The sequence below is a fragment of the Xenorhabdus entomophaga genome (assembly GCF_037996725.1).
Taxonomy (GTDB): domain Bacteria; phylum Pseudomonadota; class Gammaproteobacteria; order Enterobacterales; family Enterobacteriaceae; genus Xenorhabdus; species Xenorhabdus khoisanae.
This window is the reverse complement of sequence record NZ_JBBMXH010000016.1, coordinates 47,655-61,706: the sequence shown is the minus strand read 5'-3', so window position 1 is coordinate 61,706 and position 14,052 is coordinate 47,655. Positions and strand designations below refer to the sequence as shown.

Annotated in this window: 12 protein-coding genes and 1 pseudogene; 9 read left to right on the top strand and 4 right to left on the bottom strand. The window is 42.5% G+C overall.

Features of this window, described 5'->3' with window-relative positions; all coding sequences use genetic code 11:
- The first annotated feature begins 154 nt into the window (after positions 1–154).
- The 4 genes from AAC854_RS05400 to AAC854_RS05385 are packed head-to-tail and all read left to right on the top strand — an operon-like array spanning position 155 to position 4,980.
- The gene (locus AAC854_RS05400; RefSeq protein ID WP_340616207.1) at positions 155–2,794 is read left to right on the top strand and encodes a hypothetical protein; all 2,640 of its coding nucleotides are present in this window, start codon (positions 155–157) and stop codon (positions 2,792–2,794) included.
- The gene (locus AAC854_RS05395; RefSeq protein WP_340616206.1) at positions 2,795–3,778 is read left to right on the top strand and encodes a hypothetical protein; all 984 of its coding nucleotides are present in this window, start codon (positions 2,795–2,797) and stop codon (positions 3,776–3,778) included.
- Positions 3,779–3,811: 33 nt separating this feature from the next.
- Positions 3,812–4,759 carry a hypothetical protein gene (locus tag AAC854_RS05390; RefSeq protein ID WP_340616205.1) on the top strand — a complete coding sequence of 316 codons (948 nt, stop codon included), beginning with the start codon at positions 3,812–3,814 and terminating at the stop codon, positions 4,757–4,759.
- Positions 4,756–4,980 carry a hypothetical protein gene (locus tag AAC854_RS05385; RefSeq protein WP_340616204.1) on the top strand — a complete coding sequence of 75 codons (225 nt, stop codon included), beginning with the start codon at positions 4,756–4,758 and terminating at the stop codon, positions 4,978–4,980. The genes AAC854_RS05390 and AAC854_RS05385 overlap by 4 nt, the downstream gene beginning before the upstream one ends.
- A gap of 13 nt (positions 4,981–4,993) precedes the next feature.
- Here AAC854_RS05385 and AAC854_RS05380 read toward each other — a convergent pair whose 3' ends face one another.
- On the bottom strand, positions 4,994–7,312 hold the full coding sequence (locus AAC854_RS05380; protein ID WP_340616203.1) for an FdhF/YdeP family oxidoreductase: 2,319 nt from the start codon (positions 7,310–7,312) through the stop codon (positions 4,994–4,996).
- Between the two features lie 244 nt (positions 7,313–7,556).
- Between AAC854_RS05380 and AAC854_RS05375 the strand changes: the two genes are divergently transcribed.
- On the top strand, positions 7,557–8,705 hold the full coding sequence (locus AAC854_RS05375) for a hypothetical protein (protein WP_340616202.1): 1,149 nt from the start codon (positions 7,557–7,559) through the stop codon (positions 8,703–8,705).
- Between the two features lie 67 nt (positions 8,706–8,772).
- Here AAC854_RS05375 and AAC854_RS05370 read toward each other — a convergent pair whose 3' ends face one another.
- Entirely contained in the window at positions 8,773–9,384 is a 612-nt protein-coding gene (locus AAC854_RS05370) for a 3'-5' exonuclease (RefSeq protein WP_340616201.1), read from the bottom strand.
- A gap of 215 nt (positions 9,385–9,599) precedes the next feature.
- On the opposite strand from AAC854_RS05370, the gene pyrI reads away from it, so the two are divergent.
- From pyrI to nrdG, 4 genes and pseudogenes are all read left to right on the top strand, one after another.
- Positions 9,600–10,064, top strand: coding sequence for an aspartate carbamoyltransferase regulatory subunit (gene pyrI / locus AAC854_RS05365; RefSeq protein ID WP_340616200.1), 465 nt, complete (start codon positions 9,600–9,602; stop codon positions 10,062–10,064).
- A 131-nt stretch (positions 10,065–10,195) separates the two neighbouring features.
- Positions 10,196–10,582, top strand: a complete 387-nt coding sequence (ridA, locus tag AAC854_RS05360; protein ID WP_340616199.1) for a 2-iminobutanoate/2-iminopropanoate deaminase — start codon at positions 10,196–10,198, stop codon at positions 10,580–10,582.
- 261 nt (positions 10,583–10,843) lie between these two features.
- A pseudogene (gene nrdD / locus AAC854_RS05355) lies at positions 10,844–12,691 on the top strand (anaerobic ribonucleoside-triphosphate reductase); the annotation flags it as partial.
- Positions 12,692–12,695: 4 nt separating this feature from the next.
- Complete coding sequence (gene nrdG / locus AAC854_RS05350; protein ID WP_340616198.1) at positions 12,696–13,160, top strand: anaerobic ribonucleoside-triphosphate reductase-activating protein; 465 nt, start codon at positions 12,696–12,698, stop codon at positions 13,158–13,160.
- A gap of 14 nt (positions 13,161–13,174) precedes the next feature.
- Here nrdG and AAC854_RS05345 read toward each other — a convergent pair whose 3' ends face one another.
- On the bottom strand, positions 13,175–13,606 hold the full coding sequence (locus AAC854_RS05345; RefSeq protein ID WP_340616197.1) for a YhbP family protein: 432 nt from the start codon (positions 13,604–13,606) through the stop codon (positions 13,175–13,177).
- 117 nt (positions 13,607–13,723) lie between these two features.
- Positions 13,724–13,975: a multiple stress resistance protein BhsA gene (bhsA, locus tag AAC854_RS05340; protein ID WP_047963467.1), complete on the bottom strand. Its 252-nt coding sequence runs from the start codon at positions 13,973–13,975 to the stop codon at positions 13,724–13,726.
- Positions 13,976–14,052 lie beyond the last annotated feature (77 nt).

Here is a 14,052-nt window from a genome sequence, read left to right as displayed (position 1 = left end):
AGATAAGCATAACTCAGTCCTCTTTTTTGCCTTTTTGTTTCTGGAAAATCAAAACTCGCAAAATTTGGACTGAGTTTCTTTGACACTCCTACCATTTTGAAAAGTTATATATAACGCTGAGCTTAATCTTTACCCTATGACGATCGGCTTATACATGGATGGCCTTGCTGCAGGTTATCGAAACCAACCACTGAACAAGCGTGCCCTGAGTTCTGTTCGTAATAGAGGTGCAATAAAAAAATACTGGAGATCAATGAAAGCTCAGCACCTGGAGTTTGAAAAGCGACAGGATAATTTCATTAGTTTATTTAAAGCCTTTGCCAGTGCTTCTGGCGTTACTGGACAAGCTGGCAGCTTAGATCACTATTTCCGATATTTTTTCTCTGTCCATGAGTATGAAAAAAAAGATATTTTTGAAGAGAATGATATTCAGGAAATCCACGCATTTGTCGATCTTATTTATGATGTTTTCAATGGATTGCAAATGTCCATCACATCCGAAAAAATGTTGGAAGAGTTAATTTCACTCGCCGCTGAAAATTCGGATATATCTAACTTGTCCCCCGATGCAGTAACAACCTTATCTGATGGCTTATCTGATCCCAATAAACAGGGCCATTCGAAAAATAACGCCATTACAAGCGCAGCAAATAAAGTATCTCCTCAATACAGCACCAACGCTTGGGAAATTGCCGCAACCGGTATGGTAAAAATACTGACCCATGGTGAAAGCGGAGAGATTGCCTCCAAACTTTGGACTGATACCAAAAAACTTTATGATAATACAAAAGACTATATTAATGATCCCGAAAAATCCGTTCAAAAATCTAAAAATCGGCTGAACGAGAAATCTATAAAAATTCATATAACCATCCAATATGTATCAGAAAAGTTTTTTCAGATGTTTGGCAGAATACTCGGCAAAGCGTTAGCAATAATGGAAACAGGTGCCCTAAAAATAAAAGGCCCTCTGACTCATTTAAGTGATGCAGCCATTCGTTTAATTGCTAACAAGATTATACCCGCTCTATTAGAACCTTTTGGTACAGTTATTGATTACCGATCAGGGCTTCATATTACTGCTGACGATTTCGAATACATCAAAACACGATTAGGAAAAATAGCCAATAAAAAACATTACTCAGGTAATAAAAAGGCAAGAATGCCCAAACACCATGAAGTATTCAGAAAACTACACCACTCTCAATCCCTTTTCTATAAAAAGTTGCAGGAGGCTGCTGTCCCCAGCAATGCTGAACAGCAACTTGAAAATGCCGTCAGGAAAGCAGGAGATTCGGCTATAAAAACAGGGATAAAAGTGGGTCATGTAGTATCTGACCAAGTAAAAACGGCGTCAACTCAAGCCAGCATTGGCATCAAGCTTGCCAAGATAACCATCAAAGAAGGTTTTAATACTTCTTTCGATTTCTTTAAAGTCGGTACACACAAGACGGCAATTTTACTGCACAAAACAGCGCCGGGTTTTAGCTTATTTCTTAACGTCAAAACGGCAACTTCTGTCGTTATACAGTCCCAATTTAGCCAAAATAACCCGTTGGATCAGGATGAACTCAGTAAGTCTTATGATATTGTTAAACTTACAACAGCTCTTATTTCAGCAACTGCTGATTTAACACTAATCACATCCAAAGTCACTAAACATGCTCCCAAGTTTATGCCGAATGCTTCTCCAACATTGCTAAATAAATCCATAGAAGCTTCAAAGTATCTGGAAAATAAACTACAACAGACATGGGTAAAATCAGGTCTTGGGTTAGTGAATATTTTCGGTGCTTATGTTTCCTTTATTGATGGTCGAAAAGCAGCATCTATCAGCAATAAAGGCGCAGCATACAGTAACTATGCGATAGGATTAGGCAGTGCGGCATTAGGTACTGTTAGTGTCGTAAGTGCGAGCCCAGCAGTAGGTGCAGCCGTGAGTGCAACTGTAACCGCAGCAACAGGTTTCGAAGCAGCGGCCATAACAGCAGTAGTGGGAGTCGAGGCAGCAGCACTGGGTGCTGCGTTGATAACAGGACTGACTGTCGTTGGCTGGCTACTGGTAATTGGCGGCACTATAGGCCTGATATTTAATAACCGTTCTGATATGGAAAATATTGTCCGCAACAGCTTTTGGGGAAAAGGAGATATGTATCCTTTTTGGGGTAAAAATAGGCGTCCTTCCTTTGACAAACAATTAAAAATAGCCAGAGAAATGTCAAATGAAACTAAAAATGCCTTGAATATTGAAAGCCAGGAATTCATCAACCTGCTCTTTATGCCTAGCTTAACCATGAAACCAAAACAGGAATACAAAAGATTCAGTACTGATTATATCTTTACGTTACCTGCTTTTCAGACAGGAAGCTCTGATCTCCAGTATGCTTTTTATAAACCACTGCCTAAAGAACCTGACAATAACTGGGTCACAGGCAGAGGGGCACCTACAGATTCTATCCAACGACACATGGAATCATTAAGGAAAGCAAAAGAACGTTATAAGGAGTTGAAGTCTCGCGCTGAAGAGATTGATGGAAAACTCCATATCTATGATGAAGAATTTACGGAGAAATTTCGTGAAGCATTGAAAACAGCTCAAGCTGAATACCAAAATGGTAATCTGATACTAACCATCAACATTGAAGACAAAGCCCCCTATCCCTATAAGGAAACAGCAGAAATATTTTGGCACTACATTCCATATGAAGATGCTATTGTTCCATTGCGTTACCTGACAAACAAAGATATGAATGAAAAACCGATTATAGGATTTAAAGGTGAGGAATTCCGATAAATGAACCATCCACAAAAAATAACAACAACCCTTCATGATGTCACCCCAACCCGACTCATAGACCAGCAGGAATCCCTGCTGGCTATGCCACTGGTGAAAAAAAGCTACGAAGCATTACAGAGTTATCTTCCCCTGCATAGTATTGACGATAATCAATGTACCCTACGCAATACCCAGCGATTTACACGAACAATCGTACTTTTTCCTCTTTTAATTTTGATGTTGCTGTTTTTTCACAACAACATCTCTGACTTTATTGACCAGAGAAAACATGATGAAGCTTTTATTCTGAAATGGATAGAACTTGTTCGAAAGGAATACGGAGAAGAGTTTTACTTACGTAAAGATCTTCCTGATAACATGGAGGATGTTCTTTTTATTGGTAATGATAAGACTATTTCTTTTTGGAAGTACCTCTATTATCGCTATAACTATTTCCATGCCAGTACTAAACTTTTAATTACCGATTTTCTACAGTTCAGCTTTTTACTGGCTTTTTCTCTCTATTTGATACAAAGGTGTTTTTTCTGGAAGCTGCAAGCCCCCCTCTTTATTGACCGGGATCACCAACTGTTTTTTAGCTGGCACAAAGGCAAGGTTTATGCCGCTCGTTATTCACAGGTAGGCATTTCTAATCAAACTGATCCAATGAAAATCGTCCATTTGATGGGACTGGCACTGTATACGCTGGATAATAACAATACGCTAGCGCGCCGTGCTTTCCAAATGTGTCTCTCTTATGGCTCCTTATGGGGATTCAACACCAAGCTACGGCAAGATGAAGCCCATGCCTTTATCGTCAAATATCTGGTGCTAGGGAAAGATTCTGTTGCCGCTACAAATTATAAACGCTTCCCTGCCCTGTTTTTATTTAAAGATAAGAAACCTGCGGATTTTGAGGAGCAACTTGAACGTATTCTGACGGAATTGGATCAACGGGATAGTGAAAAAATAAATAACAAGGACGGACAGAGAAACAAATGAGTTTGTCAAAAAAATTATGTTACTCGATACACGATGTTACCCCAACACCAGTGGCATAACCAGCAGGAATCCCTGCTGGTTATGCCACTGGTGAAAAAAAGCTACGAAGCATTACAGAGTTATCTTCCCCTGCATAGTATTGACGATAATCAATGTGCGCTTCGCAATACCCAACGATTTGCACGAACAATCGTATTTTTCCCTCTTCTGATTTGTATGATAATGTTTTTTCACCACCATATATCTAATTTTATTGAGGAGAGAAAAAACGATGAAGCCAATATTCTAAAATGGGTCCAAATTGTTCGAGAAGAATACGGAGAAGATTTTTATCTGCGTAAAGATATCCCTGATAATATAGAAAATGCCCGTTTTATTGGTAATGATAAAATCATCCCTCTCTGGAAATATCTCTATTATCGCTATAACTATTACTATGCCAGCACCAAATTTTTAATTACCGACTTTCTACTTCTCAGTTTCTTATTGGCTTCTTCTATCTATCTTATACATCGGTGCTTTTTCTGGAAGCTGCAAGCTCCCTTCTTTATTGACCGGGATCGCCAACTGTTTTTTAGTTGGCACAAAGGCAAGGTTTATGCCGCTCGTTATTCACAAGCGGGCATTTCTAATCAAACTGATCCAATGAAAATCGTCCATTTGATGGGACTGGCACTGTATACACTGGATGATAACAATACGCTAGCGCGCCGTGCTTTCCAAATGTGTCTTTCTTATGGCTCCTTATGGGGATTCAACACCAAGCTACGGCAAGATGAAGCCCATGCCTTTATCGTCAAATATCTGGTGCTAGGGAAAGATGCTGTTGCTGCCACGGATTACAAACGCTTCCCTGCCCTGTTTTTATTTAAAGATAAAAAACCGACGGATTTTGAGGAGCAACTCGAACGTATTCTGACGGAATTGGATCAACGGGATAGTGAAAAAATAAATAACACGAACGGACAGAGAAACAAATGAGTTTGTCAAAAAAATTACGGGAGTTAAAGGCGTTTTCTACTCTCAAAAGGATTAATGATAAACAGTGTATTCTGCGCAGCCATCGAACAGGTTTACAACTTTCGTTATTACTGTTCGACCTCGTATTATGGCTCATGGTTTTCAGTTGGAATGCCGATAATTACACCAAAAGTTATCTCCGAAAACCGAGCCTGAATCGACGTACTGTTAGCGGTTTTTAACCTTCAATGCACCTTATACAAGGCGCTGAGGTTCAGATTGGTTTTGCTCAGTGAGGGATAATTTCACCGGCACAGATTTTGAGGTCGGCGTACCTGTACCATCTCCCAAGCTCTCCATTGGAACCAATGGATTGGTCTCCGGATAATAGGCAGCCAGGTTTCCGCGTGGAATGGTGTAAGGAACCAACTTAAAGCCAGAAACTTTGCGCTTGATACCATCATTCCATATCGTCTCAATATCAACCAAATCATCGGCCTGATACCCTGATTGAGCAATATCTTCCGGATTCATAAACAGGACTTCCCGCTGACCATAAACGCCACGATAGCGGTCATCCAGACCATAAATAGTCGTATTGTATTGGTCATGAGAACGCAGGGTCTGCAAGGTGAAAGGCACGTCAGCACCCTCAATTTGCGGGAACAATATTTTTGGTAACGGCGCATGGCTGAATTCCGCTTTTTTGCTCGGTGTGGCAAAACGTAATTCGGCAGCAGCATTACCAAGATAGAAACCACCCGAATGTTCACATTTTTTATTAAAATCATCAAACCCTGGAATGGTCGCGGCAATATGATCACGGATTTTATTGTAATCTCCAGCCAATTCCAGCCAGTTAACTGTCGCTGTATTACCTACTGTAGCATCAGCAATGCCGGCAACAATCGCTGTCTCAGAACGTTGGGTATCAAATAATGGTTTATTGACGCCTTCCGAGGCATGAACCATGCTGAAAGAGTCTTCTACCGTCACAAATTGCGAACCTGTCACCTGAATATCTCGTTCAGTACGACCCAATGTCGGCAGGATAAGAGCGCCTTGTTTACCGGTAACAAGATGACTCCGGTTTAATTTTGTACTGATGTGTACAGTCAGGTCACAGTGTTTAAGGGCTTCTTCTGTACGTGGGCTATCTGGCGCTGCCGCTGCGAGGTTCCCACCCAGAGCAATCAGAACCTTGACTTCATCACGCAGCATAGCGCCCAGTGCTTCCACCACATTATGACCGTGGGCACGAGGCGGTTCGAAGCCAAAATAGGCTGCCATACTATCCAAGAGTAGTTTGGAAGGTTGCTCATTAATCCCCATTGTCCGGTTACCTTGTACGTTGCTGTGACCACGTACCGGACACAACCCAGCACCGGGTTTACCCAACTGCCCAAACAGTAACTGAAGGTTGACGATTTCACGCACGGTAACTAAAGAATGTTTATGTTGAGTTATCCCCATTGCCCAAGTGCAGATAACGCGTTCGGCATTCTGGTAAATGGTTGCCGCTTCGCGTAATTGTGCTTCCGTCAATCCTGATTGGTTTTCAATAAATGACCATTCAGTCGCAGCAACTTCTTGTAAGTAAGCATCCACACCTTCGGTGTAAGTTGAGATAAATTCCAGATCGAAGATACCTGATTTACCTTCCGTCAGCAGGGCATTATGCGTTTCCAAAAGCGCCTTAACCATCCCACGCACCGCAGACATATCACCACCAAGTTTAAGCTGGTAATAACGGTGACTGATTTCTCCCGCCATTGGCGTGATTACTTCAAGCGGTTTTTGTGGATCAGCGAAACGTTCCAATCCGCGCTCACGCAAAGTGTTAAACGTGACAATACGAGCACCACGTTCAGCGGAATGCCGTAAACTATGCAGCATTCGTGGGTGATTTGTACCGGGATTTTGACCAAATATAAAGATGGCATCAGCGTGATCAAAATCTTGCAGCCGAATAGTCCCTTTCCCAATCCCCAGACTTTTCAACATGCCGTAGCCACTGGCTTCATGGCACATATTGGAGCAATCAGGGAAGTTATTCGTTCCCAACACACGGCCAAACAATTGATAAAGCCATGAGGCCTCATTACTGGCGCGTCCGGAGGTATATAATTCAAGCTGATTAGGATTATCCATTGCCTTAATATGGCTGGCGATCAGAGCGAAAGCATTCTCCCAGCTAATCGGCTCATAGTGATCTGTCTGCGGGTTATAGCTCATCGGCTCCACAACCCGTCCTTGATATTCAAGGAAGTAATCACTTTGCTGGTAGAGTTTGCTGACGCTGTGAGCCGCAAAAAACGCCCGATCAATATGCCGGCGAGTTGCTTCCCAAGTGACTGCTTTCGCGCCATTTTCACAAAAGCTAAACAGACTTTTATTGTCGTCTCCCCATGCGCATCCCGGACAATCAAAGCCTCTGGGCTTGTTCATGCGCATCAGGTTAACCATATTTTTTAGTGCTTGTTTACTGTCAAAGACAAAGCGGGTTGTTGCCTCCAGAGAACCCCAACCACCAGCAGCCGAGTGATAAGGTTTTATTTTTGATTTGAATTTCATAAAAATCTCTATTTTTTATGTCGTGGTCAACACAGACTGGCCACATATTTGCAGGTGAACCCATAACGCCGATTTTATTCATTGGCGGCTTACCACCGATGTGATCATACTCCTATCCGTTCATTGCGATAGTTATTCCGTGGTTATATCACGAAAAAATCGAGCTATTGGGCTTGGTTTTTTCTACCTGAGCACCTTAAAATCCGAGAAATATACGTGAACCTAAATTTATAGCGATCTAACCATGAGTGAATATCAATATTATCATTTTGAACGACTTGATAGCGTGTTGTCAGCACAGCAAAAAGCCGAACTGAGAATTATCTCCAGCCGCGCTGAAATAAGCTCAAGTCATTTTACTGTTCATTATAACTACAGTGATTTAAAGGCTGAACCCTCTGAATTAATGGCTCAATATTTTGATGTAGGGATCTATTATGCAGATTGGGGACAGGTTATTTGCTACCTGAAAGTACCATCAGATACGATCCCTTCGGTATTTATGCGCGTTGATGATGGGGATTCTGTGATCTGCGAGAAAGGGAAAAACTACCTGTTATTCACCTTTTCCGTGGGCGAAAATGATTACTATATGGACGATGACGATGCAAAAGATTATTTAGATCATTTGGTTGAGTTACGTTCTGAGTTGATGGAAGGGGATTATCGACTGTTATATCTGCCCTGGCTGAAACGTGCATTTGATGGTGATGAGACGTTAGGTAACCTGCCTCTGATTAATTTCAATTTTAAACAATTATCCGAAGCTCAATCTGCCTTTGCAGAATTATTTGGTATCCCACCAGAAGCGTACAATGCTTTGGATATATTGCTGAAATCATCGCAGGCACATACTCCAAAAGTTGAACATCTGACCGCAGCAGAGCAAATTAACAGGCTATCTGAATCAAATAAAGATTTGCTATTGAAATCTTTATTTGAGCAAGGGCAGCTCACTGCAAATCAGGCTCGTGCGTTGGTTTATAAACCGTTAACCAGCAATGATTATAAATATTGGTTGACTCCTTCGTCACTTAATACCTATTGGCAAGCTGCGAATGAGGAAGTCACCCGCAAACGTTTACTGGCTGAAGAACAAAGACGCGAACAAGAGCGGCTTGCAACAATTCAGCGGCTCAATGCTGTCTTTTCCTCAAGGGAGATTCACTGGGAAAATGCGAAGAAATACAGTGAGCAAGGTCATGCAAATGCTTATGATAAAGCAGCCAGAGAAATAAAAGATCTGTACGATGCTTATCGCGTTAATAATGCACTGGCAGAATTTGTTCCACTCTATCGGATACTTGCCAAGCATATAGAGAGAAGAAGAACACTGGTACAACGATTGGAATCACTCAATCAGGAAATCGATAAATATCAGGGTAGTATTTGATTTTATTCCCCGCCCTTTTGAAGCGGTTTTTGATGGACGGGGAATTTATGGTCAGCCGGATAATTTTCTACTTTGACTGTGGGTACAAATTCGCAATGGAACGAACCACTGCGGCAGTCGTCTGACAATCTACCACCGCCGTATGAGCCTTTCCCTTTATCGACACCCCCGCAGCACGTGCTGCATTGACCAGTGAAATAGTGCCATATCGGTTTGTCGCTCCATAAAACTGGGCGGCTAACTCCATTGCACACCGAGACTGTACCTGCTTCAGCCAGCGCGTATCCATCGCAAATGCCTTTGCTGTCTGGGCTATGATCCTGAGATCAAACTTTTCATTAAAAATAATCAGAGGACGGCTGGTCAGGAGCGGGATAAGTTCATCAGCGATCTGTGGCCATTGTGGTTCATTATGCAAGGCACTCAAAGTTATACCGTGAACATCCTGAGCTGCTCTATCAATCGGGACAGAAGGACGAAGGAGACTCTGAAAAATCACCAGCCCATCTGTATCTGTAACAGCTACCTCAACAACCTGTGCCTGTTTATCTAACCCCGTGGTTTCAGTATCCAGAATATATGCACGTTCCGTAACCCATTGGTGAGCCTGTGTAACCACTTTTTCTCGAAGAATCTTCTGGATAACTGCTTTCTCTGGGAACTGTTCTACATCGGTCATGGTTATTATCCTTTCTTGTTTGTTTTTATCGCACGCTAAAAATACCCAATTGTAATGTAGAGCAATAGTGCCAAGAACCACAATTAGCTCTTACGGGTTGTGAATGTGGCTCGTTTGCCGTCAAAAGGCAATCAGATGAAATGCCAAATCGTCTGTGACAAAATAAGCTGACCTTAATATCTGGAGGAATACCGAACAGGTATTCATGACACAACATGACTCAAGATCATCAACTACAAGTAGAAGCCATTAAATGTGGCACGGTTATCGATCACATTCCGGCTCAAATCGGCTTTAAGTTATTGTCGCTGTTCAAGCTCACCGAAACCGACCAGCGTATTACCATCGGCCTGAATCTGCCTTCCAACCATCTGGGTAAAAAGGATTTGATCAAAATTGAAAACACCTTCCTGACGGAGCAGCAAGCAAACCAGCTCGCTATGTATGCCCCCCATGCGACAATCAACAATATTGAAAATTATGTTGTCGTTAAAAAGATGCCGATTAATCTGCCAGAACGAATTGATGGTATTCTGATTTGCCCAAACAGCAATTGCATCAGCCATAATGAACCCGTCAACAGCAGTTTTCATGTGATGACAGCGCAAGATGATGTCGTATTGCGCTGTAAATATTGTGAAAAAGAGTTTGATCGCCAAGCAGTCATCAATAACGATTAAGCATCGCTTCAAACAATCTATCTCCCATTTGAGAGGGATAGAATGTGCTGTATCAATTGATGCAAAGCAGGGGATCACTATAATGGCGGTCTCGCAACATTTTCTATTCAGACGTTAAACAGGAGTTTCTAATGTCACGTTCTATTCATACCGAGAATGCACCAGCGGCAATCGGCCCTTATGTTCAGGGTGTTGATCTGGGCAGCATGGTTATCACTTCCGGTCAGATCCCTGTTGATCCCAAAACCGGCGATATCCCTGAAGAGGTTACTGCTCAAGCACGTCAATCTTTGGAAAACGTTAAAGCTATTATCGAGCAAGCTGGCCTCAAAGTAGCTGATATCGTGAAAACCACCGTATTTGTCAAAGATCTGAATGATTTTGCAGCCGTGAACGCAACTTACGAAGCATTCTTCGCTGAACATAATGCGCCATTCCCTGCGCGTTCATGTGTTGAAGTTGCTCGTCTGCCAAAAGATGTGAAAATCGAAATCGAAGCAATCGCCGTTCGCGGTTAATTTGACGTTCTTTCAGCCCTGATCACTCCAGTATCAGGGTTGCTATTACAACCCTCCCTTTCTTTGTCTCAGATCAACTTTGTAGGTTGTATATTGGCTTAAATGATCTATATATTGTGTTTAAATACACAAAGTTCACTACATGTAGTATTTATGCGCAAAATTATCCACACCCAACAAAAAGCGAGCATTCATGTCATTTTCGTCTGTGGATAACATATGAGGAGCCTTATTGTGAATTCCCATAAATGGCATGATCAATTAGATCAGGAAATCCGTGGTTTGATCGAGCAAAGTGATTTCTCTCTGCTTAATGAAAACGCCAATAAAGACAGCAAAGTGATCCCGACTCAACGTGATTTATTGGCCGGAATTGTCGCCCGACAGTATGCCAAACAGCATATGCTGCCACCTGATGTGGTTGTGGCGCATGAAAAGGGGGAAATTCACTACCATGATCTGGATTACGCCCCTTTTTTTCCCATGTTCAACTGTATGCTGATCGATTTACAGGGCATGCTGACCAACGGTTTTAAGATGGGTAATGCGGAAATTGAACCCCCTAAGTCCATTTCTACCGCCACTGCGGTCACGGCTCAGATCATCGCGCAAGTTGCCAGCCATATTTATGGTGGAACGACCATTAATCGCATTGATGAAGTCCTCGCTCCTTTTGTGAAGGCCAGTTATGACAAGCATCTGGCAATTGCTAAAGAGTGGAAGATTGCCGATCAGGCTGCTTATGCAGAAGCCCGCACTGAAAAAGAGTGTTATGACGCTTTCCAATCTCTGGAATATGAAGTCAATACGCTGCATACCGCCAATGGACAAACCCCCTTTGTCACCTTTGGGTTCGGATTGGGAATATCAAAGGAATCCCGCCTGATTCAAATTTCAATTCTGCGAAACCGCATTGCAGGATTGGGAAAAAATCGCAAGACTGCCGTTTTCCCCAAACTGGTTTTTGCCATTCGTGATGGATTGAACCATCGGTTTGGTGATCCTCACTATGACATTAAGTTATTGGCGCTGGAATGTGCCAGCAAACGTATGTACCCCGATATTCTCAATTATGATCAAGTTGTCAAAGTGACCGGTTCATTTAAAACGCCAATGGGTTGTCGCAGTTTTCTCAGTGTTTATGAAGAAAATGGTCAGCAAATCCACGAAGGGCGCAATAATCTGGGGGTAATTAGCCTGAATCTGCCCCGCATTGCGCTGGAGGCTAAGGGGGATGAAGCCCGTTTCTGGCAGATTTTGGATCAGCGTTTGTTGCTCGTGAAAAAAGCCCTGATGACCCGCATCTCTCGCCTCGAAAATACCAAGGCCCGGGTTGCGCCCATCCTCTATATGGAAGGTGCCTGTGGCGTTCGTCTGAAAGCCGATGAAAATATTGCTGAGATTTTTAGGCATGGCCGCGCCTCTGTCTCGTTGGGGTATATCGGCATTCATGAAACGATAAATGCGTTATATGGTAATCAGACTCACCTTTTTGATAATGAACAGCGCCAACAGAAAGCCATTTCTATTGTTAAGCATTTACGTCAGGCGGTTGATCAATGGAAATTGGAAACCGGCTATGGATTCAGTCTGTACAGTACGCCAAGCGAGAATTTGTGTGACCGTTTCTGCCGCCTGGATACTGCCGAGTTTGGTGTGATTCACGGTGTCACCGATAAAGGTTATTACACCAACAGTTTCCATCTGGATGTGGAAAAAAAGGTTAATCCCTACGATAAACTTGATTTTGAAGCACCTTATCCACCATTAACGAATGGCGGTTTTATCTGCTACGGCGAATATCCCAATCTGCAACATAATTTGAAGGCATTGGAAGATGTTTGGGATTATAGCTATTCACGTGTTCCTTACTATGGCACCAATACACCCATTGATGAATGCTACCAATGTGGTTTTACGGGAGAATTTGCCTGTACCAGCAAAGGGTTTACTTGTCCTCAATGCGGCAATCATGACTCAGCCCATGTTTCTGTCATTCGCCGTGTTTGCGGCTATCTTGGCAGCCCGGATGCACGCCCATTCAATACCGGAAAGCAGGAAGAAGTGAAACGCCGCGTGAAACACTTCGGTAATGGTCAAATGGGTTAATAACATGAATTATCATCAATATTATCCGGTTGATGTGGTCAATGGCCCCGGAACCCGTTGCACACTGTTTGTGTCAGGTTGTCTGCATCAATGTCGTGGCTGCTATAACCAAAGTACCTGGCGGGTTGATTCTGGTCTGCCTTTTACACTGGAAATGGAAAACCAAATCATCGCTGATTTGAAAGATCATCGTATTCAACGACAAGGTTTATCATTATCCGGTGGCGATCCCCTGCATCCCCATAATTTACCTGCCATCTTACAATTGGTTCAGCGTGTAAGAGAAGAATGCCCAGATAAGGATATCTGGCTATGGACAGGCTATGTTCTCAATGAATTAAATGAGATTCAGCAAGAAGTTATCAGCTACATCCACGTGTTGATTGATGGGAAATTTGAACAGGCGCTATATGATCCCACATTAATTTGGCAGGGCAGTCATAATCAGGTTATCCACTATTTACGATGATAGTTACGGTAGCATTAACGTTGCCAGTGCAATTTTTTACCAAAACCCAGCGTGTTATTCACCATTTTGATTTCACTCAGGTTAAGCTGCCAGATAGGGGTCTTGGCTGTTAAGGCGATGGGAAAATGGTGGCAATAATGCGCTCTGGCCGCAGTTTCAGCTTCACCTGTCAGCAGAATCACTTCACCACAAAATTGGATACCCTTAATGTGAGCAATATTGCGGGTTTGGTCAGCAACAGTGCCTGCAACGACAGGATTTTGCTGCATGATTTGACCATGCCGGGTATCAGATTCAGTCATAAACCAAAATGCCATGTTGTCGGCATCAAAGACATAGAAACAGCTCGCACACCATAAATCTTGAGTTGAAGAAGTGCAAAGCGTGAATACGTGTTGTTTAGCGAGATATTGACTAATTGTTAAATTTTCTTTATTTGAATTCATATGGTTCCATACTGTTATTTTAGCCTGTTCAGAACAGAACACGACTGGAAATTTAACCAGCTTCGTGTTCTATGTTCGACTCAATATACCAAGGTGGGCTGCATGGAACACTATAAATTATTTATAAATTTCAGCAACTCCATTGAGTTTATTCTGACCATTTGCTGAAACAACACGGAAATATTTCGCGCCAGCTTTGTCAGCTTTTTTGGATAACTCTACAGTCAGGCTATCTAATGTGGCTGCACCAGTTACTGAGACAACACCAATTTTATCTCCCTTAGCAATTTGAACTTCAGTTGCTGCAAGTGAACCAAATGAAACCGCACATAATGCTAAACCAGCGACGATATTTTTTACATTTTTCATATTTTGCTCCTCTGCTCACTTTATACAATAGGGCTTATCCCCCGTGACGCAGACCATGTTATACGCTTGTTTCGAAT

Bases quoted from the DNA above. Each gene is read 5' to 3' on its own strand.
- AAC854_RS05345 (WP_340616197.1), bottom strand. From the start codon at position 13,606: ATGAATTCAAATAAAGAAAATTTAACAATTAGTCAATATCTCGCTAAA.
- AAC854_RS05385 (WP_340616204.1), top strand. From the start codon at position 4,756: ATGAGTTTGTCAAAAAAATTACGGGAGTTAAAGGCGTTTTCTACTCTC.
- bhsA (WP_047963467.1), bottom strand. From the start codon at position 13,975: ATGAAAAATGTAAAAAATATCGTCGCTGGTTTAGCATTATGTGCGGTT.
- AAC854_RS05375 (WP_340616202.1), top strand. From the start codon at position 7,557: ATGAGTGAATATCAATATTATCATTTTGAACGACTTGATAGCGTGTTG.
- ridA (WP_340616199.1), top strand. From the start codon at position 10,196: ATGTCACGTTCTATTCATACCGAGAATGCACCAGCGGCAATCGGCCCT.
- AAC854_RS05370 (WP_340616201.1), bottom strand. From the start codon at position 9,384: ATGACCGATGTAGAACAGTTCCCAGAGAAAGCAGTTATCCAGAAGATT.
- nrdG (WP_340616198.1), top strand. From the start codon at position 12,696: ATGAATTATCATCAATATTATCCGGTTGATGTGGTCAATGGCCCCGGA.
- AAC854_RS05390 (WP_340616205.1), top strand. From the start codon at position 3,812: ATGTTACCCCAACACCAGTGGCATAACCAGCAGGAATCCCTGCTGGTT.
- AAC854_RS05395 (WP_340616206.1), top strand. From the start codon at position 2,795: ATGAACCATCCACAAAAAATAACAACAACCCTTCATGATGTCACCCCA.
- AAC854_RS05400 (WP_340616207.1), top strand. From the start codon at position 155: ATGGATGGCCTTGCTGCAGGTTATCGAAACCAACCACTGAACAAGCGT.
- pyrI (WP_340616200.1), top strand. From the start codon at position 9,600: ATGACTCAAGATCATCAACTACAAGTAGAAGCCATTAAATGTGGCACG.
- AAC854_RS05380 (WP_340616203.1), bottom strand. From the start codon at position 7,312: ATGAAATTCAAATCAAAAATAAAACCTTATCACTCGGCTGCTGGTGGT.